The 22,444-nt window shown below is 44.0% G+C and carries 20 protein-coding genes; 9 read left to right on the top strand and 11 right to left on the bottom strand.

The annotated features are described in order from the left end of the window. Positions 1-121 precede the first annotated feature (121 nt). Entirely contained in the window at positions 122-2,506 is a 2,385-nt protein-coding gene (locus V7O64_RS03230; RefSeq protein ID WP_407356596.1) for a hypothetical protein, read from the top strand. 138 nt (positions 2,507-2,644) lie between these two features. Here the strand turns inward: V7O64_RS03230 and V7O64_RS03225 are convergent, their stop codons facing one another. Beyond that, the gene (locus tag V7O64_RS03225; RefSeq protein WP_407356595.1) at positions 2,645-2,797 is read right to left on the bottom strand and encodes a hypothetical protein; all 153 of its coding nucleotides are present in this window, start codon (positions 2,795-2,797) and stop codon (positions 2,645-2,647) included. A 384-nt stretch (positions 2,798-3,181) separates the two neighbouring features. On the opposite strand from V7O64_RS03225, the gene V7O64_RS03220 reads away from it, so the two are divergent. Further along, positions 3,182-3,469 carry a hypothetical protein gene (locus V7O64_RS03220; protein ID WP_407356594.1) on the top strand — a complete coding sequence of 96 codons (288 nt, stop codon included), beginning with the start codon at positions 3,182-3,184 and terminating at the stop codon, positions 3,467-3,469. 20 nt (positions 3,470-3,489) lie between these two features. Beyond that, a complete protein-coding gene (locus V7O64_RS03215; RefSeq protein ID WP_407356593.1) occupies positions 3,490-3,741 on the top strand; it encodes a hypothetical protein in 252 nt (83 codons plus the stop codon). On the opposite strand, the gene V7O64_RS03210 is transcribed toward V7O64_RS03215, so the two are convergent. From V7O64_RS03210 to V7O64_RS03190, 5 genes are all read right to left on the bottom strand, one after another. Next, complete coding sequence (locus V7O64_RS03210) at positions 3,735-5,042, bottom strand: ATP-binding protein (protein ID WP_407356592.1); 1,308 nt, start codon at positions 5,040-5,042, stop codon at positions 3,735-3,737. The genes V7O64_RS03215 and V7O64_RS03210 overlap by 7 nt on opposite strands. Before the next feature lie 117 nt (positions 5,043-5,159). After that, a complete protein-coding gene (locus tag V7O64_RS03205; protein WP_407356591.1) occupies positions 5,160-6,290 on the bottom strand; it encodes a GNAT family N-acetyltransferase in 1,131 nt (376 codons plus the stop codon). Positions 6,291-6,623: 333 nt separating this feature from the next. Further along, on the bottom strand, positions 6,624-6,749 hold the full coding sequence (locus V7O64_RS03200) for a type II toxin-antitoxin system HicA family toxin (protein WP_407356590.1): 126 nt from the start codon (positions 6,747-6,749) through the stop codon (positions 6,624-6,626). 75 nt (positions 6,750-6,824) lie between these two features. Next, complete coding sequence (locus V7O64_RS03195) at positions 6,825-7,067, bottom strand: type II toxin-antitoxin system HicB family antitoxin (protein WP_407356589.1); 243 nt, start codon at positions 7,065-7,067, stop codon at positions 6,825-6,827. A 240-nt stretch (positions 7,068-7,307) separates the two neighbouring features. Beyond that, positions 7,308-11,795, bottom strand: a complete 4,488-nt coding sequence (locus tag V7O64_RS03190; protein WP_407356588.1) for a carboxypeptidase regulatory-like domain-containing protein — start codon at positions 11,793-11,795, stop codon at positions 7,308-7,310. Between the two features lie 371 nt (positions 11,796-12,166). On the opposite strand from V7O64_RS03190, the gene V7O64_RS03185 reads away from it, so the two are divergent. Together V7O64_RS03185 and V7O64_RS03180 are read left to right on the top strand one after the other, a co-directional pair. Further along, a complete protein-coding gene (locus V7O64_RS03185; RefSeq protein WP_407357249.1) occupies positions 12,167-12,652 on the top strand; it encodes an ATP-binding protein in 486 nt (161 codons plus the stop codon). A 196-nt stretch (positions 12,653-12,848) separates the two neighbouring features. Continuing rightward, positions 12,849-13,487: an acylphosphatase gene (locus tag V7O64_RS03180; RefSeq protein ID WP_407356587.1), complete on the top strand. Its 639-nt coding sequence runs from the start codon at positions 12,849-12,851 to the stop codon at positions 13,485-13,487. A gap of 340 nt (positions 13,488-13,827) precedes the next feature. Here V7O64_RS03180 and V7O64_RS03175 read toward each other — a convergent pair whose 3' ends face one another. Beyond that, on the bottom strand, positions 13,828-15,177 hold the full coding sequence (locus V7O64_RS03175; RefSeq protein WP_407356586.1) for a tetratricopeptide repeat protein: 1,350 nt from the start codon (positions 15,175-15,177) through the stop codon (positions 13,828-13,830). 340 nt (positions 15,178-15,517) lie between these two features. Here V7O64_RS03175 and V7O64_RS03170 point away from each other — a divergent pair, with 340 nt between their 5' ends. Beyond that, a complete protein-coding gene (locus V7O64_RS03170) occupies positions 15,518-16,777 on the top strand; it encodes an ATP-binding protein (RefSeq protein WP_407356585.1) in 1,260 nt (419 codons plus the stop codon). 561 nt (positions 16,778-17,338) lie between these two features. Here the strand turns inward: V7O64_RS03170 and V7O64_RS03165 are convergent. The 3 genes from V7O64_RS03165 to V7O64_RS03155 all read right to left on the bottom strand — a co-directional run bounded on the left by V7O64_RS03165 (position 17,339) and on the right by V7O64_RS03155 (position 18,273). Next, a complete protein-coding gene (locus V7O64_RS03165) occupies positions 17,339-17,449 on the bottom strand; it encodes a type II toxin-antitoxin system HicA family toxin (RefSeq protein ID WP_407356584.1) in 111 nt (36 codons plus the stop codon). Further along, the gene (locus V7O64_RS03160; protein WP_407356583.1) at positions 17,418-17,660 is read right to left on the bottom strand and encodes a type II toxin-antitoxin system HicB family antitoxin; all 243 of its coding nucleotides are present in this window, start codon (positions 17,658-17,660) and stop codon (positions 17,418-17,420) included. The genes V7O64_RS03165 and V7O64_RS03160 overlap by 32 nt, the downstream gene beginning before the upstream one ends. Positions 17,661-17,889: 229 nt before the next feature. Further along, the gene (locus V7O64_RS03155; RefSeq protein WP_407356582.1) at positions 17,890-18,273 is read right to left on the bottom strand and encodes a GxxExxY protein; all 384 of its coding nucleotides are present in this window, start codon (positions 18,271-18,273) and stop codon (positions 17,890-17,892) included. A 1,444-nt stretch (positions 18,274-19,717) separates the two neighbouring features. Here V7O64_RS03155 and V7O64_RS03150 point away from each other — a divergent pair. After that, on the top strand, positions 19,718-19,897 hold the full coding sequence (locus tag V7O64_RS03150; RefSeq protein WP_407356581.1) for a hypothetical protein: 180 nt from the start codon (positions 19,718-19,720) through the stop codon (positions 19,895-19,897). Positions 19,898-19,924: 27 nt separating this feature from the next. On the opposite strand, the gene V7O64_RS03145 is transcribed toward V7O64_RS03150, so the two are convergent. After that, complete coding sequence (locus V7O64_RS03145) at positions 19,925-20,212, bottom strand: hypothetical protein (protein WP_407356580.1); 288 nt, start codon at positions 20,210-20,212, stop codon at positions 19,925-19,927. A 338-nt stretch (positions 20,213-20,550) separates the two neighbouring features. Here V7O64_RS03145 and V7O64_RS03140 point away from each other — a divergent pair, with 338 nt between their 5' ends. Both V7O64_RS03140 and V7O64_RS03135 read left to right on the top strand, forming a co-directional pair. Then, positions 20,551-21,441 carry a glycosyltransferase family 2 protein gene (locus tag V7O64_RS03140; protein ID WP_407356579.1) on the top strand — a complete coding sequence of 297 codons (891 nt, stop codon included), beginning with the start codon at positions 20,551-20,553 and terminating at the stop codon, positions 21,439-21,441. Next, entirely contained in the window at positions 21,419-22,435 is a 1,017-nt protein-coding gene (locus V7O64_RS03135) for a polysaccharide biosynthesis protein (RefSeq protein WP_407356578.1), read from the top strand. The genes V7O64_RS03140 and V7O64_RS03135 overlap by 23 nt, the downstream gene beginning before the upstream one ends. Positions 22,436-22,444: the final 9 nt, after the last annotated feature.

The following is a 22,444-nucleotide window of genomic DNA, read 5'->3' as shown; positions in this document are numbered from 1 at the left end:
ACCATATCAATTACAGTTTTTTAATAAGTGTCAGTCTTCCTATTATCCTTCCTATTATCCTTCCTATTATTCTTCATTGTTGAAGGGAATCTTTATTTCTCAATGGCTTATTAGGTTATATATGTCACAACAGAAAATCGATACCATTACCCGGAAGATGATAGCAGCTTCAAATCATTTTCAGAAAAACAACTATAAAAAAGCCCTTAAGGTCCTGGAAGAGGCAGAAATTGCTGCAAAGGAGGAAAACCTGCCTGACCTGGTTGCAAAAACCTTGATTTTAAAGGGCAATGTTCTGGAAGCTGATCTTAGTATAAGTGACGCTTTAAAAACATATGAGGAGGCTTTTGAGATCTCATCCCGTCTTTTTTTAGAAGGGCCTGATGACCATGATCGCCAGATGATCCTGGAAGGAAGCATCACCGGCATTAAGGATGCTTTGAATTCCACAGATGATATCGAAGATGCAGTAAGTATATGTGAAAAGCACGGGGACGTTTTTCTTGGAGTATGTAACGTTTTGATGGAGCATGACATCGATAATGAAGAGGATGTCGGTTATCATCTGAATTATGTGGAAGCCTTGAACAATATCCTGATATGTTTTGCAATGGCACAGATCCCAAAGATCAAAGCTTCTTATGTAGTAAAGGTCATGGAAAAATACAGCCGGATCTCAGCAATGGATCCTGATTATTCTGATCTTGAGATATTTATGCAGAGAATGGCAAAACTGTATGGGGACCATTTTGTTTCCAGCGAGGCTTTTGATGCTGCAAAGCAGGTCTATGATAAATATTTTGAACTGGTAGATAGGAAATATAAAGACAATCCCGATGACATGAGCAATTTCATAGCATGGATTAATTCACAGACATTAATAGGGGATCATTATAGCATTAATGGCCAGACCGATGATGCATATGCCTGTTTCTCTGAAATTCTGGAACACGTTGCATCCAGGTGTGGGAATGAACGTGATAGCTCTGAAACCGATGGCTGTCATAATGATGTCTGCGGAACTGATAGCCTGGAACATTATAGCTCTGAACGTATCTTCTGCGATATTCTGGCCGCCAGAACATATGAAAAAATAGCCTTGCTTTTTGAAAAGGAAGGGGACCGTGAACAGGCAGCTTCATATTTTGAGAGATCGTTGCTTGTTTTTGAGCAAATGCAGGATTTCTCCCCGGAATTCCTTTCAATGCAGGCTGAGGACATAAGCTCGTTAGAGCACATGGCTGAGTTCTTTGAAAATATCAAAGACCTTGATAAAGCTGAAAGGGTTTATCTTTTTGAAATAGACATCTATGAAGGTCTGCTCAGAGAAGGAATGGATGAAACCGATAATAAATTGTGTATTGCCCAGACCTTTGACCAGTTAGCTGTACTATTTGGTGAAAATGCTTACTCAGATAAATCAGAGCATTATTTCCAGAAAGAAATAGCCATATACAGAGAACTGCGCGAAGAAGACCCTGATGAGGCTGATTACGCTGAATTCCTTGCAGAGACTTTGAGGGATCTGGGAGGATTGTATTTTGACATTGATTTTGAAAAGTCCCTGCGTTTTTACGAAGATGCACTTGAGATATTTGAAGAGCTTGTGGAACTGGATGACAGTTTTGTAATGGGCTTTGCTAACACCCTTAAAAAAATAGCAGTGCTTTATGCAGATTATGGGCAATTTGATATGTCCCTGGAACATTTCAACGAAGCTTCAGATGCACTGCACAGATTACCGGATGAAGATGGAAGTACTGACAACTTTGTAGCCAGGGAGCTGGCAGATATATATTTTGCTATGTCGAACGTCTACGAAGAGCTTGAAGACCCTGAAAATGAACAGGAGTATTTTTTGAGGACAGCTGACATTTATGCAGGTATTCTTCAGGATGAAGATGCTGACACTGAGAATAAAATGGTTGTGACCATGGAGATGATGCTAAAAGAGCATTATTATATGGAAGTGGAAAAATACGACAAGGCAAAGAACCTGCTTGAGCTTTATCATGAGTTCTACGAGGATATGCTTGCCAATGATGCCCTGGACCAGGAGCTCATCCTATCTCTTGTCGTCTCTAATGAGGATCTTGGTAAGGTCCACTACCATCTGGGTGCATCTGACAGGTCAATTGAATACTATCTAAGATCGATTTCCTTATTGCAGGACATTATGGAGTCACATCCTGATGATGCCAGATATCTGGAAGTGATGGTAGTTATCAGTATAAGGCTTGGTATTGTTTATAAAGCAAGTGATGAGCCTGACCTTGCAAAACAGTGTTTTGAGAACTCTCTGGAAATCCAGGCAAAAATTGTGGGAATTAAACCGTCTGGCACTGCCTTTAATGTAGAATGGGGAATCACCTGTTTAGAAGAATATGCGGATGTCCTGGACAGGCTGGGGATGGGTGATGAGGCTGCTGGCCACAGGGCCCATGCTGAGGAGATGCGCAGAAAATTGCAGTGTGAGCCTGATGAGGGGCCCATTGATTTTGAATGAGAAGCGATTTTCAATGATAGCTGATGTATCCAGCCTAACCCGGTTTCCTGCAGTAGATCTGACAGGTCTCAGGGTGTTTTCATCGATGTTCAGAACATTGATCGTGGACCTGCTGTAATTATGGTGGGTCTGCTGTATCTATTTCCATTTCTTTTTTGCCAGAGAACTATAGAATTTTAACTCAATTATGGATTCAATAAAGTTGCCAGGTTTGAATTCATCTTCTTTCATGCGTTCCAACTGTTCCCTGACCTTGGGACTGAGCTTTGAATTTAATTTTTTCTTTTCCACTTTTATCCAATCCAGCATTTAAAGGAATAATTAGTGCATTAAGGGATAGGAGGCTAATGGCATATCAATATTTGTGATATCTGCCGGGGCTTCTTCATGTCTTTTTGCACGTGTGGATCGGGTGGTTTGTGGCTGTTGTTCTTGTATCTGCGCTGGTCTTTGGGTTGGTCACGGGGGTGTTTTGTGTTCAGTGGAGATGGACGGTGCCGCCTTCTGCGGGGTGTTGTTTTGTATCCGTGTTCATCTGTGGTTTTAGTTTTAATAGCGAACCGCTGATACACTCACCTCTTACAGAGTTGAGTGCCTGCTAAACATCCGTTTAGCAGGTAACGCAGATGCACGCAGATATTGGTTAGTCTCATCTGTGTTTATCTGTGTTCATCTGTGGTTTTAGTTAATAGCGAACCGCTGATACACGCAGATGCACGCAGATTCAAGAAGATACAGGAACCTGATAAAGGTGCTTTCCTCAAGGAATTGCATCTGACTGATCCAAAGTCGAAAAGAGAGATTGCGCAGATGCTGGGGCATTCTGAAGTTTCGGGAAGTGTTAAGAAGGCCATAACAGAGTTGATAAGATATGATCTGCTGGATTATACGATACCTGATATGTCGGGGAGCAGGCTTTGGAAGTACAGGATTTCCGGGAGGGGAATTGATCTTTTAAAGTAAAGGGGAAGCAGAATAGAGTGATGGTTGTCCGGGATCGGATGTTTGTGGCTGTTGTTTTTGTATCCGCGCTGATATTTTGTTTTGGTTACGGGGTGTTTTGTGTGGTGGTGGAAGGTGTCACCTTTGGAGGGGGTGTTGTTTTGTTTTTTACTTTAAAGGCCCTGTTTCATCCTATATTCCTTCCTGGACCTATCAGTTGCAACAAACCTGATGGAAAAGGGAATTGTGGTCTGAATAGCATTAATGATGGCAGAGAAATGCCTGGTCAATGAGAGAGCAACCAGTACCATAGCGGAATGTACCTGATCTTCCCGCCATTAACCTTTTCCTCTCCAAAAACATCCGCTGTGATAATAGTGCCCTCTTTTATCCTGAATTTCTTCATTCCTGCCAGAAGGCCATTTATCTCGCGTTCTTTTGTTTGCTGATCGGACATATCTGAGCAGACCTGTATCAGTGCAGTGGGTTCAAGTCCTTCCTTAATTACGAAATCTACCTCATGGCCTTTCTGATCCTGCCAATAGTAGCTCTCTTTACCGGAGCGTAGAATGTGGAGGAAGGTTATGTTCTCATATAGTCTTCCGATATCAGAGGACAACTTAAATGAAACGGCATTGATCATGCCTGTATCAATGCAATAGAGCTTTTTTGGCTTGTTCATTTGCTGCTTAAGGGATTCATCATAGTGGGTTACACTGAAGAGCAGGAAAGCGTCTTCAAGATATGCAATATAATCTATTATCGTATCTGTACTGAGGGAGGAGTAATTGGCAAACAGACGCCTTAGAGAGTTATATGTATGTGGTTTTGCTATATTTGAAATACAAAAGAGCGCCAGATCCTTGAATATAAGGGGATTGCGAACACCGTATCTCGAGATGATATCACGGTAAATTATATCGTCAAAATAGGACTGCAATGTTTCACGATGCTGGACCAATGGATAAACAATTGTTTCGGGGAACCCTCCTTTTTCAAGGTATTCATTGAACATGCGTTTCATTTGTGGCTTGTCTTCAGAATAAGGAAGTGTTTTCAGGTCGTACTCGACCTCATGATAATCCAGAAACTCTGCAAAACTGAAAGGGAACATCCTGGTACTGATATGCCTTCCAGTAAGCAATGCAGATATATCCTGGGATAACAGAGAGGCGTTGGAACCACTGATAACCATTTTTACATTCTGCTTCCTGTCATACGTTCCTTTAACCCAGCGCTCCCATGAAGGAAAGTTCTGAACCTCATCAAGGAAAAGATACAGAAGATTTTCTTCAGAGATCTCCTGCATCTCGCGGAAAGTCTCTATAAGCAACTGGAGCTCATCGCCATTTAAAGGTTGAAGACGGTCATCATCAAGGTTCAGGTACACTATATTGCTTTTTGGCACGCCCTTATCGATCAATTCACAGATCAACTGATACATATAGTAGGTCTTTCCACATCTTCTGATGCCCACGATATCATTTACATGGGGAGCATCGATGTTAAGACCATACCTGCGTTTATGCAGCAATGGCAATGTTCTTCTCTGCCAGTCAACAATGGCACTTTTCAGCTTTTCCCGTGTGTCCACATATAAGAAGTATGGTCTTTTTGTTTATATGCTTATCGAGTATAATCGATAAAAATTGCATATTTTGTTAAATATAAACGATAAATTAGAGGGAGGATATATTTTCGTATTGTATATTCAGCCTAAGATCACTACAGAAACATAGATGACCACGACAATCGATGCGAAGGCGATCCACAGTTTTGGACTGTATTCCAGCATGCGCCGTGCGTTATAGCCTTGAAATGGCTCAAATGCAATGATGCTGTCAAACAAGATCAGTGCGATACCGATCTCAACGATACTTCCAGCGAGCATTGACGCAAAACCTTCCGGAACCTGTGCAGGTAATGCCAGGGCAAAGAGGAATAAAACGAGTACCATGGATGTCCCTGCTGCCGCTGACAGTGCTAACTGCCGCCTGAACTGGTGATAGTGCCACCCATCCCCCGGCGGATAGCAGCCACCGGGGAGAAGGAACACTTTGCCAAAGAAGACAGCGATGAGCGCGCTAACGGCGGCCCCTGACCCCCACCCACGATACTCCAGCTGCAAGCCCTGCATCCTTGCAGCAATCTGCATCGCACCCTCTCGTAGACCAAGCAGCAACGCCACCGCAACGATAACCGCGAGTATCTCGGAAGCACCCGGCATAACAGGGCCGCCAGGTAAAAGCAGCCCACCACCCAGCAGCAAGGCCAGCAGGGTGATGAACACATTGAGGGTCCATGTTCCTGCGCGCTGCACAGCGGGCGGGGCCGGGCGCCCAGGAACATCGAGTGCCCAGAGGAAGTGTCCGGGGGTAAACAGCCGGTTAGTCCTGAGGCCAAGCAGCAACGCACCCGCCACTCCGAGCCAACGGACCTGATCCATCGTGCCCAGGCGGCGAAATCCAAGCTCATGGAAGATATTCGCGGACGGAGTATTGTAGCCCTCTACTTCGGTCACTACAGGGCCACAGCCTTGTGCACGGAGCTGTTCCACTCCCTGTTTCACCAGTTGACGAGCCAGCCCCCGACCGCGGTAGTCGGGGTCGGTGAACAGCCAGGCGATGCGCCCGACCCGCCCCTGCTCCGACATGTCCGTTACATTGGCATTGAGTAGCACGGCCCCAGCGACGCGGTTGTCCACCGTTGCGACAAAGTCTTCCGGGCCAGGTACTATAAGACGCGCCCACAGAGCCGAAAACGACCGTCGCGCGATCGTTGCAACGGCATCCTGGTCTTCCGGTACAAAGGATCTGATTGCAATGTGTTCAGCAGACTTCATGAAAGCTCCTTAGGAATGGTAACTAAATAACTTCCCCTTTTAAGTTAAGTGAAGAAATTATTTCAATGATCATTAACAAGGCTTGTGGTTTAGATATTCATCTATATAAATAGCTCCGCTTATCATCGGTTAAGAATATTATTTTCATTTTGCTATCGTTTGCCATAAAAATGATGATGTAAAGTGCCGCCTTCTGCGAGGTGCTGCTTTGTTTTTTGTTTTAGAGTCCCCGTTTCATCATATATTCCTTCCTGGACCTATCAGTGACAACAAAACTGATGGAAAAGTGAATGGTGATCTGAATAGTATTAATGATGGCAGAGAAATGCCTGGTCAGAGCAGCTGCAGGAACTCTTGCGGTGTCAATCCAGACTGGCGTATCAAGGACCTTAATGTTCCAACCGGAATCTCATTATAGTTTGGTATTATGACAATGAACGTTTTTTTAGGAGTTTTCATTTTCATCTTGATGTGGCTTTCCTTTTGTGATACGACCTTAAAACCGGCGCTTTCCGGGCCTTTATCACCTTAACCTTATGTGCTGACAGAATGGGAAGGACTGTCATAAACGACCTCAAAAGTGGTGGTAAGGATCGGATCAACCTCTGCTATCGTAGTTTCCTCATCCTCCATATAAAGTTCTACAGCTTCCCTAAGGTTGCAAATGGCTTCCTCCACATCCTTTCCCTGACTGGCTATATCCAGTTCAGGACACCATGACACATACCAATCTCCTTCTTTATGGATGACTGCAGAGAACTTACAGCAATGTTGCATATTCTGAAATATGCCATGGTCTTATTTAAGAATATCTCAATGTAGAGGTTTTGTGGACGGACTCGGGGTGTGTTATGTGGTGATGGTGCAATGTGCTGCCTGCAGCGTGTGGTTGTTTTGTTTTATATGCATTTTTTGTTGTTATGGACTGAGTGCATCAGTGAAAACAATTGTGTCTTAGCTAAAAAAGAAAAAAGTAACCCCATGTAAATGGGGCTGTTTGGAGATTTAACCGGCAGGTTACTGAACTTCCTGTACTTTTATGATGCCGTCCTCATTGTCCGTGTAGGCGGCATAGAAACTTCCTCCCAGGTGTACAATTGCGACAGCTTCACCTTTGACATCGATCTCAGTGAATGTCTGCGGGATATTGTTGTAGTGGGCTCTCAGATTATTTCCGTCTTTGCTGCCGATGACGATATCACTGGATGCGACATCAAGTGAGTAGGCAGAGCCTGCATCAAAGACAACCTTGTCAACAGATGAGGTCATCTGTCCGGCTGCATCGATGGTCATCTCACTGGCTTTTATCTGGGCTCCGTTCCTGTAGAGGGCATAGAGCTTGCCATCAACGATCTTCAGGTCGTGGATATCAAATCTATTGGTATTGCTACCGACATCTCCCAGGCTTTGGGTGTTTGCCCCTACAACATCGATTCCTCTATCATGGAATACATTCATATCATGGCTATATGATCTCCATTGATACAGATAATATCTGTTATCGTTATCATCCATTGCGATTTGCGGGGGTTTTTCTCCCGGGTAAGAACCGCCTTTCCAATAGCTATCATAATTTCCACTTGCCAAAAGCACCTTGTTGAAATCCCCATTGTTCAGGGAGGCGTACATGAGATCCGGTTGATTTCTTGTTCCGGCAGTATCGCCCATTGTATCGATATATATTATATGTGGAGCGTTACTTGAATCAACATCTATGTCTGGCCAATAACATTCGCCCGCATGGTTTGATCCTATGTATAGTGTGTCGGTCCACACACCAGAATCCATTGTCCTGTAGGCGATATTTCCGCTGTCTGTGGTATAAGCAACGTGTGGTTTGTCTTCATTGTCAACAACGATCTTTCCTTCGCTGGCAGATCCATTGACAAGGGTCTCAGAGGACCAGGTCTCATCTGATCCAAGCTGCTTATAATAGAGGTCCCCGTCCCTGGTAAAGAGCACTCCTATAAAGTCCGAACCTGCAGCAGCATCAAGCAGGTCCCCTTCCGGGGATGTGCTTACCATGGACATGAAGGCAGCGATGTCTGCTGGTGTGAGGGTTATGGTCTTTTGCAGGGTCCATGTGTATTGGCCCTGTCCGCCGCTCAGGTCCAGTGTGACACTGGCTGGATGGCTCCACTGAGTGACATCGGCAATGCTGAATGCATCTGCAAATTCAGTGAGATTCTCATATGTTGTGTTTCCCGATGCATCCGGACCAAGGGAGTCAAGGGAAATTGCAGCGGTGGGTGCACCTGACTGGTTTAGCAGGGTCACGGTTGAAGCTGTACTGTTGAGCAGATATGGGTCTGCCGTTGCATCAGCATAGCTTAGCAATGCACCGGTCTGGTTGTAGAAGGCGTATCCAAAGATCACACTGCCCTCTGTTATGCTCACATCTGTATTCTTTATTGCAGGTACGGTGTCCATGCTGACTGTTATATCAACTGGTGCACCGGATACGGTTACATCCTCCTCCACAGGATAATATCCGCTGGCTGTGATATTGTAGTTGTATATACCGTCTGCAAGATCAATAGCTGCTATACCGGCTCCGCTGGTTGACAGGATCTGACCTCCGATTTTTATCTGTGCATTCCCGATCGGGAGCTTGCCGTCGTTGACAGTGAAGGTTACAGTGTATATAGGTACCAGTTCAAAGTCAATACCTGTTGTTGGCTGGGCTGCAAGGACAACAACATTCTGGTCTGTATCGGTCCTGTGGCCTGCGATGCCGGCCGTTACGTTGTAGCTGCCTGCAGGGACGTTCTCTATGGTGTAGATACCAAAAGCGTCAGTGTTTGCGCTGTATTGTGGCATGCCTTCCAGCTGCACCAGTGCATTCTCAAGGGGTATACCTGCTGTGCTTGTGACCTGGCCTGTGATGCTGCCTGGTATTATGGATGTGAAGGCATCGATATCTGCCGGTGTAAGGGTTATGGTCTCCTGAAGGGTCCAGGTGTATTGGCCCTGTCCGCCGCTCAGGTCCAGTATGACGGTTGCCGGGTGTTTCCAATGCATGATATCGGCAATGTTGAAGGCAGCTGCAAATTCGCTGAGGTTGTTGTATTCAGCATTTCCGGATGCATCAATATCCAGTGATCCAAGTGAAATGGCATCGCTGGATGCACCGGTCCCGTTTACCAGGATCACGGTGGAAGCTGTGCTGTTGAGCAGATACGGACTTGTCGTTGCATCGGCATATGTGAGCAATGCTGCGGTCTCATTGTAGAAGGTGTATCCAAAGATCACACTGCCCTCTGTTATACTCACACTGGCGTCCTGTATGACCGGTACGGTGTTCATGCTGACAGGTATCTCCAAAGGTTCACCGGATACCACAGCAGTGCCTTGCTCAGCATAATAGCCATGGGCTGTGATATTGTACTCATAGCTGCCGTTTATCAGATCCATGCTGGCAATACCGGATGCGTCGGTTGTGAGGGTCTGGCTGTCAATGAGTATTTGCGCATCTGCGACCGGATCTGTGCCATCTGTAACGTTGAAAGTTACAGTGTATTCCGGCACTGCTGCCCGGTTGACCGTGACATTGTACGTGCGGGTGCCTGTCTGGTCCTCGGCGGTCACATGGATGAGGATATCGGTTGAGGATGCAGGGGCTTGCAGTGCAATGGTCTTTATATCACCACTGGTGTACGGATCACTGTTTATGCTTATGTTTGCCTGTGGGTTTGCAGGGATGGCTGTGAGCTGTATCGTATCCACTGTGTGGCTTACTGCTACATTGTAAGTGCCGGTCTGTGTGTCAAAGGCGGGGTCCAGGCTGCCGGGGTTGACATGCAGGGCAGCAAGGGCCGGGTTGGTGCTTGTCAGTGCAAAGTCAATACCTGTTGTTGGCTGGGCTGCCAGCACGACCACCTGTTCATGTGTACTGCTCTTGTGATCTGCGATGCCGGCCGTTACGTTGTAGCTGCCTGCAGGGACGTTCTCTATGGTGTAGATACCAAAAGCGTCAGTGTTTGCGCTGTATTGTGGCATGCCTTCCAGCTGCACCAGTGCATTCTCAAGAGGGACAGCTGTTGTGCCTGTGACCTGGCCTGTGATGCTGCCTGGTATTATGGATGTGAAGGCAGCTATATCGGCCGGTGTAAGGGTTATGGTCTCCTGCAGGGTCCAGGTGTATTGGCCCTGTCCGCCTCTGAGGTCCAGTATGACGGTTGTCGGGTGATCCCACTGCATGATGTCGGCTATGTTGAAGGCAGCTGCGATTTCTGCCAGGTTATGGAATGTCACATTTCCGGATGCATCAATACCCATTGAGTCAAGAGGGATCGCGTTGCTTGCTGCACCGGTCTGGTTTATCAGGGTCACGGTTGAAGCTGTGCTGTTTAGCAGATACGGGCTTGCAGTTGCATCGGCGTATGTGAGCAATGCCCCGGTCTCGTTATAGAAGCTGTATCCAAAGATCACACTGCCCTCTGTTATGCTTACACCGGTATCCTGTATGTGCGGGGTGATCGCCCTGCTTACATTGATGGTGTAGTTGCTGAAGCTCACGTTGTCCTCTGCCAGGACATCTATTGCTATTTCAGTGTACTCTCCGGGGCCGTTGAGTATGACCGGTGTTATGTCACCGCTGGAGGTGATGATGCCGTTTACCATCAGACCTGCATTTGTATCGGATAGTATGGCTTGTATGATCAGCTGCTCCACGTCATAGTCCACACTGGCCGCGTAGTTGCCCGTGCCGGTGGCAAATGCGGGATCCAGCAGACCCGGGGATATTGTCAGGGCTTTGAGCTTTGAGTCATCATTATAGATAGTAAGGGTTGCAGTAACCGGATTGCTGATGTCCTTGCCTGAGTTCTTTGCAGCGGCTGTGAAATCATAGCTGCCCGCAAGGTCAATGCTTTGTGTTGCAAGTGTCAGCTTTATCGTTTCATTTTCTTTTATATTGAGGTCTGTTATCGTGATTATGTTGTTTGCATCATAGGATGCATTGCTGTTGCCAAGGACTGTGGTCCAGGGCCCGTTTGCAATAGAAAGGTTGTCCAGTGTTTCATTGACTGTGAGTTGGGCTGCTATGCCTATGCTGACCATGCCGTCTGTTATATTCTCCCCGACCCTGTAGATCACCGTTATGTCAGCATCGGTGTTGTTGTTTGCATAAGATGGGTCAAGCTCCAGTGTACCACCGGAGGTTACCGGGGTTGCAGGATTGGCTCCGCTTCCAGAGCTGCTGCGGGAACCACTTCCCGGGCTTACCCTGACCGTGAATGTGTCCTCTTCCTGTTCCAGGGGCTCCTGTTCCTCCAGGTCCTGGTCCTGCGGGGACATGAATGTTTGCTCCGCCGGATCTTCATCAGCTTCGTCTGTATCTGTGTCTTCTGTCTGACCGATACTGTCCTCAGTACCGGCTGTTTGGCCGTCACCATCTATACATCCACTCATTGCAACAATAAGTGTAAAGAAAAGCAGGGTTAAAACAAAAAAGGATACTATCCTTTTGTTGGAACTACTTTTGGGATCGATTTTTTTGTTCATTCTAATACCACCAGGCTGAAATCTAAAATGCACTGCAGCCATATGGTTAAGGGCACAGACAGCAATGCATAGGATTAGCTGTCTATATGCTTATTTGAGCTTGGTATATATATTTATTCAATCAGTCTTATATAATTATAATCATTATCATCATATAGTAGCGGCATTTATTGATTATAAGTGGTGATTGTTCACTACTTTTATTTTTGTTAACAGTATACTTTCTTTTATCGGTATGTTATAGATCTTGTTTATTGCAGTGACTATGGAACGTGCCGCATGCAGCGGGTGGTTGTTTTGTATTCGTGTTCATCTGTGGTTTTATTCAATAGTTAACCGCAGATACACTCACCTCTTACAGAGTTGAGTGCCTGTTAAACATCCGTTTAGCAGGTAACGCAGATTCAAGAAGATACAGGAACCGGATAATAGGGGATTTCCTCAAGGAATTGCATTTGACAGAAGGCAGGAACACTGGTTTTCGGAAGATAAGAAAGGCACTGCAGAACAACGGATCTCCTGAGCCTGTCTTTAAGACGGATGACGAGAGAAGTTACTTTCTTACTGTTTTAAGGATCCACTCCGAGGCCCAAGTCGAGGCCCAGGTCAAAATAACAGATACACAGGTGAAGATATTATCCGAATGCACCACAGATCCAAAGTCGAAAAGAGAGATCGTGCAGATGCTGGGGCATTCGGAAGTTTCGGGAAGTGTTAAGAAGGCCATAGCAGAGCTGATAAGATATGATCTGCTGGATTATACGATACCCGAAAAACCAAGGAGCAGGCTCCAGAAGTACAGGACTACGGGTAAGGGATTTGATCTTTTAAAGCAAAGGGGAAGCAGAATAGAGTGATGGTTGCCGGGGATCGGGTGTTTGTGGCTGTTGTTCTTTTATCTGTGCTGATCGTTGTTTTTGTCGCGGAGTGTGTTGCTTGTTGACGATGGAAGGTGTCGCCTGCGCCGGGGTTGTTTTAGTTCTGTGATTATTTCTGGATTGTTAATGAGGTATGATAATAACGTTTATATTGCTTCAGGAAAAATTAACTCTTATGAAGAAGCGTGCAGAGATCATAATACATGGCAGGGTTCAAAAGGCAGGTTTCAGGGATCTTATTGATGAGATAGCTTTTGATCTGGACCTTAATGGACGTGTCATGAATCTGGACGACGGGACTGTGAAGGTTATCTGTGAGGGTGAGGATAGTAACATTAAGGTATTACTTGATAAAGTCAACATAGTGCAATATCCTATTAAGGTAAAGAATGTTGATGTTGTTTTCAAAGAGCCGACCGATGAGTACGATACATTTGATATTATCAGGGAAGAGGATCTAACCGTAGCTACATATGAAAGGATGGATGCTGCTGCCAGGTATATGCGTGAGATGAATTCAAACCTTGGAAGTAAGATCGATGTTGTTGGTGATAAGGTAGCTGGTCTTGGAACTAAGATCGATGTTGTTGGTGATAAGATCGATGTTGTTGGTGATAAGGTAGCTGGTCTTGGAACTAAGATCGATGTTGTTGGTGATAAGGTCGAAATAGTGGGAAATAAGGTCGATAAAAGCAGAATTGAGATCTCTTCTGAGGTTCGACTTAACCGGGATGATCTCAGATCCCATCTTGATGAAAGGATCTCTGTCCTTGAGCATGAACTGGCTCAGATCAAGGCAAAGATGATGAGCTGATCTCTTTTTGACCTTTCAAAGGGCTTGTGCCGTGTAAGTTCATCTTTCATATGGTATTATGGATTTTGGGACCTGGCTTATCATTGTCAGGTAACTTTTATATTCGTTCGTTTTACTGTGTGTTTCAGTTCTTTCCTTTGTGTGTTTTTTCATGGATTTTAAATCCTTATTTTCTCTAATGGCGAGGTAAAGGTCATTCCCGCTAAAAGTACCTCTAAAGAAAAGTAATTTTGACCAGGCCTCTTCGTATGTCGATGCAAATTATCCATAGAGTATGCTTTTTTCACTACAGGATATAGAAAGAGTTATGGGTTGATCAAGGGATTTTTTCTTTTTACTCCTACAACCCCTTCACCTCATCAAGAAATGCGGGCCTGCTTTTGAATTCGGCTTTCAGGGAGTTGAAACGGTTATCCCATGCAGGCCTGTCTTGCAAGATCTCAACGTATATGTCCCTTACTATTTCCAGATAGCCTTCAGCGATCCTGTATGTCTTTCTGGTGCCTCCGGGAACATTGCAATAGGCTTTTTTCCAGTAGTATTCAATTACTTCTTTTGGGTACTCTGCTTTCAGTTCAAGAGCAAGTTTATCAAAATCATTGAGGTAATCCCATCTGTCAGGTGCCTTTGGTATAGCCAGAAGCTTACTGATCACTTCCTCTTTCATGCCCTTATCCATACAGATCCGTAGGTATGCAAGCATATTCCTGTCCCGCAGAGAGCTGAATAATTCTGGTTCGACTTCACTCCAGTCATCATTTTTAAGATAAGTCTTGATCCTTTGATACTCTTTGTATTCCTCACTACGACCAGCATATGTAAAAGACTTCAAAAGAGCATCTCTGGCCTTTTGATAGTTTCCTTGAGACCGGTAATACCCAAACAGATTATCAAGCATTATCTTTTCATCATGCTTTAATTCCAGGGCTCTGTGAACTATACGCTCTGCATTGGGAATGTCCTCCTTTTGTGCATAATGTTCGAACAGGAAAACAAACAATTCAGTGAGACGGCCTTTCCCTTCCAGCAGGCCCATTTCTGCAGTTTCGATCGCCTTGTCCATGTTTCCCCTCTCATCATAGAAACTGGCCAGTTCCCAGTAGTCATTACCGTACTCAAGTTTTTTCAGCCGAAGCTCCAGATAGGCCGTATCATCTTGAAGATTGTCCCTGAGGATGTCCATCACGAGCTTGTTTCTCCAATCAGATGGACATCTTCTTAGTTTAGTTACCAGATAACGCCATTCCTCATCTGTCTGGCAAAGCTCAAAGAAGATCTCTGCAAGGCTGTCTTCATAACCAGAGTTGTATTTGTCGTATTCTACAAAGGCTTCCTCCATAAAAGCGATCTTCGTATCATGAGATATGTTCCCTTCCTCTATAAGGTCAGATATTTTGTTAAGCCATTCATATGCCTCATCCTCTTCTTCCTCATCGCCGCCACCGTATTCATTGAATTCGGATATTATACAACTTGCATAGCTCCAGTATTCCATCAGCAGTTCATCATCAACATGATAAGGACTTTCATCTGGCAATGAACCATCCGATATTTCATGCATTTTTCTGTACCATTCAAGGGTCAAATGACGTACATCAGAATTATTTTCCATGAGATGCTTTACCAGGTCACGTAATTTCTCCGGGTTTAATGACCCCAGTATGCTTTCCAGGTCAAATCTATTATCCATCTACTATTTCCTCCAGAGATGTATAGATGTATATTAAAAATTGATTTTGCATGCATATATTGTATTTGATTTTCTTTTTATTTACTTTCGGTAGTTCAATTGTGTTCCTTGCTACCAATGACGCTTCTTTTATTGATTACCGGTGGACTGTACCGCCTGCGGCGGGATGGTTTTGGTCGATATGCGTATAGGCTTTTCGTATAATGTACTTTGAAGTGGAATATCTCTATTTTAAATAGAGATATTATTGCTATAATTTCTATTAATGATGGCAATTTATCAGTAATATTCTCCATTTTAAATGGAAATATATATAAGCATTCATCGCAGAATGTAATTCATGGACACGAAACAGATAAAGGAGCTCATAGAAGAGCAAAAGCAGGAGTTTGAAAGGGAAATTCAGACAATAAGACGCCAGAAGCTTGAGGAAATAGACAGTTACTCCAAAATTCCTCATATAGTTGTTATTACGGGTCTCAGGCGTGCGGGTAAAAGCACTCTATTAAAACAGATAAAAAAGAGATACTACCCGCAAGAGAACATCTATTACATGAATTTTGAAGATGAAAGGTTGCTTGACTTCAAAGTAGGTGATTTCAATGCCCTGTATGAATCATTCCTGGAAACATCAAAGGAGAGCAAGGTCTTTTTCTTTGATGAGATACAGAACATACCCAACTGGGAAGCATTCGTAAGGCGGATGTATGACCGGGGTTTCAAATTCTACATCACCGGTTCAAATTCTTCTTTGATGAGCAGGGAGTTGGGAACAAAGCTTACCGGAAGACATGTTAAACTCGAACTCTATCCCTTCTCTTTTAAAGAACTGATAGGCTCAAAGGGCATTGAAACCGAAAAGGAGTTTTATCTTACAGAGGAAAGGGCAAGGATAAAAAAAGAATTCAGTAAGTATCTTGAAAATGGAGGCATTCCGGAGTACTATAAATACGGAAATAAAGACATGATCAGGAACCTCTATGATAATATCCTGTACAGGGATATAATCGTAAGATATGGGGTTAAGGACGAAAGTGCTATAAGATCTCTTGCATACTATCTGATAACTAACCCCGGAACTGAGCTAAGTTACAACAGGTTAAAGAACCTCCTGGGCATCGGCAGCCAGACCACAGTGAAAAATTACATAGATCATCTGGAAAACTCTTATCTGACCTTCACGATCAATGCTTTTGATTACTCTCTTAAAAAACAGATATATTCAAAGAAGAAAGTCTATATCATAGATACAGGACTGATGAACATTCTTGCCTTTAAATTCTCAAAGGATACAGGTAAGATACTTGAGAATATTGTATTCCTTGAACTGAAAAACAGGGGTCATGATATCTATTACCACGTGGATAAGAATGAGTGTGATTTCATACTGATGGAGAAGGGGCATATCATAAAAGCAATACAGGTAGCTCAGAGAATGGAAAGATCAAATGAAAAAAGAGAGATATCAGGACTTCTGGAAGCTATGGAAAAGTACGGGCTGAAAGAAGGTCTCATACTCACGGAAGATACGCAGGACGCGCTTGAAATGGATGGCAGGAAAATAAGCGTGAGGCCTGTATGGAAATGGTTGCTTGAATGAACTTTGCTGGGTTTGGGGATGAGGCCAAAGACGGCTTTACTGGATCGGGGGTTTGTGGCTGTTGTTTTGTATACGTGCTGATCTTTGGTTTGGTCGCGGAGTGTGTTGCTTGTTGACGATGGAAGGGGCCGCCTGCGGCGGGTGGTTGTTTTAGTTCTGTGATTATTTCTGGGTTGTGTTAAAGATCTTGATGATGGCACCTTGCAGGTTGTGGATCTGTTCCGGTAGGTTTTAAACATTATTGTGTACACAATTATTGTTATGGCAATAAAGTATAACTTTATTCAGTGATGGCGGACAGTGCCGCCTGCGGTGGGTGGTTGTTTTGTTTTTTGTTTTAGAGTCCCCGTTTCATCCTATATTCCTTTCTGGACCTATCAGTGACAACAAAGCTGATGGAAAAGGGAATGGTGGTCTGAATAGCATTGATGATGGCAGAGAAATGCCTGGTCAGAGCAGCTGCAGGAACTCTTGCGGTGTCAATCCAGACTGGCGTATTAAGGACCTTAATGTTCCAACCGGAATCTCATTATAGTTTGGTATTATGACACTGAACTTTTTTTAAGGAGTTTCCATCTTGATGTGGCTTCCCTTTTGTGATACGACCTTAAAACCGGCACTTTCCAGGGCCTTGATCACCTTATGTGCTGACAGAATGGGAATGACTGTCATAAACTACCTCAAAAGTGGTGGTAAGGATCGAATCAACCTCTACTATCGTAGTTTCCTCATCCTCCAGATAAAGTTCTACGGCTTCCTTAAGGTTGCAAATGGCTTCCTCCACATCCTTTCCCTGACTGGCTATATCCAGTTCAGGACACCATGACACATACCAATCCCCTTCTTTATGAATGACTGCAGAGAACTTACAGCAATGTTGCATATTCTAAAATATGCCACGTTCTTATTTAAGAATATCTCAATGTACAGAATTTATGGATGCTTGCGGAGTGTGTTATGCGGTGATGGAATGCGCCGCCTGAGGCGTGCGGTTGTATTGTATTCGTGTTCATCTGCGTTCATCTGTGGCTTTAGTTAATAGCGAACCGCTGATACACGCAGATGCACGCAGATATTGTTTTTCTCATCTGCGGTTTTTACGAAATAGTTCATCATACTGAATTGATTATTCTTTTAACCTGCACTCTTGGTTTGTTGAAATTTATTAATAAACAGATGCTAAGTCCTGTTATTTTTAGGTAGTTCAAGCACTGTGCCACATGAATGTCATCGAAATCTTTTACGGTTTTAAGTTCGATAATAACCTGATCTTCTACCAGGATATCCGCAAAATAATTACCGACTATTTCTCCCTTGTAATACACATTCAAAGGTGCCTGTTGGTTGGTCTTCAATCCTCTCCTGTTAAGTTCCAGGTTCAGGGCATTCTCATAGACCTTTTCAAGGAAACCAACGCCAATTGTATTGCTAACCTCAAATGCTGCACCTAGTATTGTGTCTGTTAGATCATTCAACCGATCATTTTCTACGTCCACAGGTTAAACTTCCTTTAATTTTTATCATTGGGTATATTACCTGAGGTGATTCAATCTTAAGTTTAAAAACTTTTTTAATTTGATTTGTCATCTGTGTTATCTGCTAAACGACTGTTTAGCAGGCACTCAACTCCGTAGGAGGTGAGTGTATCCGTGTTCATCTGTGGCTTTAGTTTTAATAGCGAACCGCTGATACACGCAGATGCACGCCGATATTGTTTTTCTCATCTGCGTTTATCTGCGTTCATCTGTGGTTCTAGTTTTAATAGCGAACCGCTGATACACACAGATGCACGCAGATATTGTTTCTTCTCATCTGTGTTTATCTGTGTTCATCTGTGGCTTTAGTTAATAGCGAACCGCTGATAAACGCAGATGCACACAGATATCGTTTTTTCTCATCTGTGTTTATCTGCGTTCATCTGTGGCTTTAGTCAATAGTGAACCGCTGATAAACGCAAATGCCCGCAGATATTGTTTCTTCTCATCTGCGTTTATCTGTGTTCATCTGTGGCTTTAGTTAATAGCGAACCGCTGATAAAAGCAGATGCACACAGATATCGTTTTTTCTCATCTGTGTTTATCTGTGTTCATCTGTGGCTTTAGTTTTAATAGCGAACCGCTGATACACGCAGATGCACGCCGATATTGTTTCTTCTCATCTGTGTTTATCTGTGTTCATCTGTGGCTTTAGTTTTAATAGCGAACCGCTGATACACGCAGATGCACGCCGATATTGTTTCTTCTCATCTGTGTTTATCTGTGTTCATCTGTGGCTTTAGTTAATAGCGAACCGCTGATAAACGCAGATGCACGCCGATATTGTTTTTTCTCATCTGTGTTTATCCGCGTTCATCTGTGGCTTTAGTTTTAATAACGAACCGCTGATAAACGCAGATGCACGCAGATATTGTTTCTTCTCATCTGTGTTTATCTGCGTTCATCTGTGGCTTTAGTTAATAGCGAACCGCTGATAAACGCAGATGCACGCAGATATTGCTTCTTCTCATCTGTGTTTATCTGCGTTCATCTGTGGCTTTAGTTAATAACGAACCGCTGATAAACGCAGATGCCCGCAGATATTGTTTTTTCTCATCTGTGTTTATCTGCGTTCATCTGTGGCTTTAGTTAATAGCGAACCGCTGATAAACACAGATGCACGCAGATATTGTTTTTCTCATCTGTGTTTATCTGCGTTCATCTGTGGCTTTAGTTAATAGCGAACCGCTGATAAACGCAGATGCTCGCAGATATCGTTTCTTCTCATCTGCGTTTATCTGTGTTCATCTGTGGTTCTAGTTTTAATAACGAACCGCAGATAAACGCAGATGCACACAGATGTCCCTTCTATACCATCTGCACCGGTCTTGCTACATGATGCACAATTATATTTACAAAACTATATATTTGATTACCAATTATATTTAATTACAGAGGAATCATCATGAAGTGCAAATACTACAATGTCTGTGAGCATGCAGATCCTAAGGCTATGACCTGCACCGAGAACGGCGGTGGCACGTATTGCGGCAAGTATCGTGTCTTTTCTGCAGGAGCCTGTGAATGTGGTCATGTTTCCTTTCGCCCCCAGTCCGGCGCCCGTGCAGAAGAGATCCTCGCCTGATCATGTGGACGGCTAAGCTGTGCAGTTTCACTGCCTGCCTTCCATCTCTTCCATCCCTTTCCTCCTTTTTATCCTTTTGATCATTTTCATCCTGCCTCTCACCCAGGCCAGCCCGAACAGCGCCATTACGACCACCCCGAAGATCTCGGTCATGACCAGCGATAGTATGGCCGGATCAGCAATGTCCCCGAGCCTGCCGTAGACCCCGCCCAGAAACTGCCAGAAGGATCCGTATGATGCCCTCCTCTCAAACTCCCACCCCAGCAGCGGCCACAGGAAGCTTGCAGGAGAGTTCCACATGCTGTCCGGCGGCATGGCTCCCAGCACCAAGTGCCCATACCTGACATGCACCCGCGCCCCTGGCACGCCCACTCTCTGGTAATTTTAAGACCATGCTCTCTGCTAATTATTTTTACCTACTTATTCTATTCGTGTACAACCGAACAAATATTCCTTTTTTTATACCACTTTTATTTATTTTCTAATATACAAAACTTCACAGTAAGAATTAGAAACTCTTATATGCAAGAAACAATACTTATACAGTGTATCGGATATCAGAAACGCTTGTGTACAGATATTGCATAGCCCTATGTCTGTTTTTCAGTTACTGCAAGCGTATGACCCGATAAAAGTGGTGGTAGGATCATATAATGACAATAGTAGCTGTGATACCAGCGTTCAATGAGGAGATAGCCATAGGGAGTGTTATCGCCCGGGCGAAGCAGCATGTGGACGAAGTTCTTGTAATAGATGACGGCAGCGCCGACAGCACATCCCGCGTAGCCGAGCTCATGGGAGCCACCGTCATCCGCCACGAGCAGAACTCCGGCAAAGGCACCGCCCTTCGCACTGCCTTCCGCTGGGCCCAGCACAAACAGGTAGACATCCTGGTCACCCTGGACGCCGACGGCCAGCACTGCCCCGACGAGATCCCCCAGATCATAGAACCGATCCTATGGAAGCAGGCCGACATAGTAAATGGCGCCAGATTCCTCAAAGGCCACACCGTGTCAGTTCCCAGATACCGCCGCTTAGGCCAGGAAATATTAACCCACGCCACCAACATGACCGCCAACGTAAAACTCAACGACTCCCAGAGCGGCTTCCGCGCCTTTGCTAAAGAGACCTTCGGCGTCTTCAAGTTCAACAACGCCGGCATGGGCGTTGAGTCCGAGATGATCCACGATGCCGCAGCAGCTGGATTTACGGTCACTGAAGTGCCGATAACGTGCAGGTATGATGTTGAAGGGTCTACTTTCAATCCGGTGAAGCATGGGTTTTCGGTGCTGAATTCTATTATTAATCAGTTCCAGAGAAAGCATCCTTTGTTATATTTCGGGGTGCCTGGATTGATTTGTTTGCTTGGTGGTATTGGATTTGGATTCTGGACAATTTACGGGTATACCGTAATAAACTCATTCTGGATAGGAAAAGCTTTGTTGTCAATGACCTTTATCATAGTTGGAATTTTTGGTTTGTTCAGTGGATTGATATTGAATTCTTTAGCTCTTTTTGTTAATGATATTAAAAAATCCGGGTGATGGGATTTACATGAAAAGAATAAAAAACAAAAACATTCTTATTACTGGTGGTACTGGCTCTTTTGGAAATGCTTTTATCGATTATTCAAAAGATTGTGATATTAAGTTCATTGTCTTCAGCAGAGATGAAAAAAAGCAGCACGACATGTATGTTGAAAGAAATGACAATAATATCGAATATGTTGTTGGAGATATAAGAGATAAAGCAAAATTGTTAGATTATTGTCAGGACGTTGACTATGTTTTGCATGCTGCTGCGTTGAAGCATGTTCCAACAGGTGAGAATTTCCCAGAAGAGGTTATCAATACTAACATTTTAGGTACAAAAAATGTTATAGAGGCGGCTGAATACTGCGGTGTAGAAAAAATAATCAATTTAAGCACAGATAAAGCTGTTTATCCAATTAACGCTTATGGAATGAGCAAAGCAATGGCTGAAAAACTGATGTCTGCTCACCGAGGCGATACAGTATGTGTAAATCTCAGATATGGAAATGTGATTGGTTCAAGAGGATCTGTAATACCTCTGTTCATTAACAAAATAAAGGAAGGTCTTCCACTTACTATTACTAATGCCAGTATGACAAGGTTTTTACTGCCTTTGAGCCATGCGGTTGCTTTGTCAAAAAAATGTCTTGAGGTTGGAGAAAGCGGTGATCTTTTTGTAATAAGGCCTCCGGCAGCAACAATAAGCACTATAATTGAAGCATTGGAACTACATTTTGAAGATTCCTTTGAAAAGCAAATAATTGGAATCCGCCCCGGAGAAAAGATGGATGAAGCTCTTCTTACACCAGAAGAGATACATAGAGCAGTCAGTTTCACTGATAGTGGAATTGATTATATGAAAATTCCTAAACTGACTGCAAATATCGGGGACTTCTTCTATCATGGTGAAGATGTTACAATGCCAGAGTCATTTACATCTGCTAACACGAGAATGCTGAATGCTCAAGAAACATTAGACCTTATTAAACTGGCAGAAATATTGTAATATTTGTAA

Source organism: Methanolobus sp. WCC5, from assembly GCF_045690325.1.
Taxonomy (GTDB): domain Archaea; phylum Halobacteriota; class Methanosarcinia; order Methanosarcinales; family Methanosarcinaceae; genus Methanolobus.
Note: the sequence above shows the minus strand (reverse complement) of the source record. Positions and strands in the feature narration are given on the sequence as shown.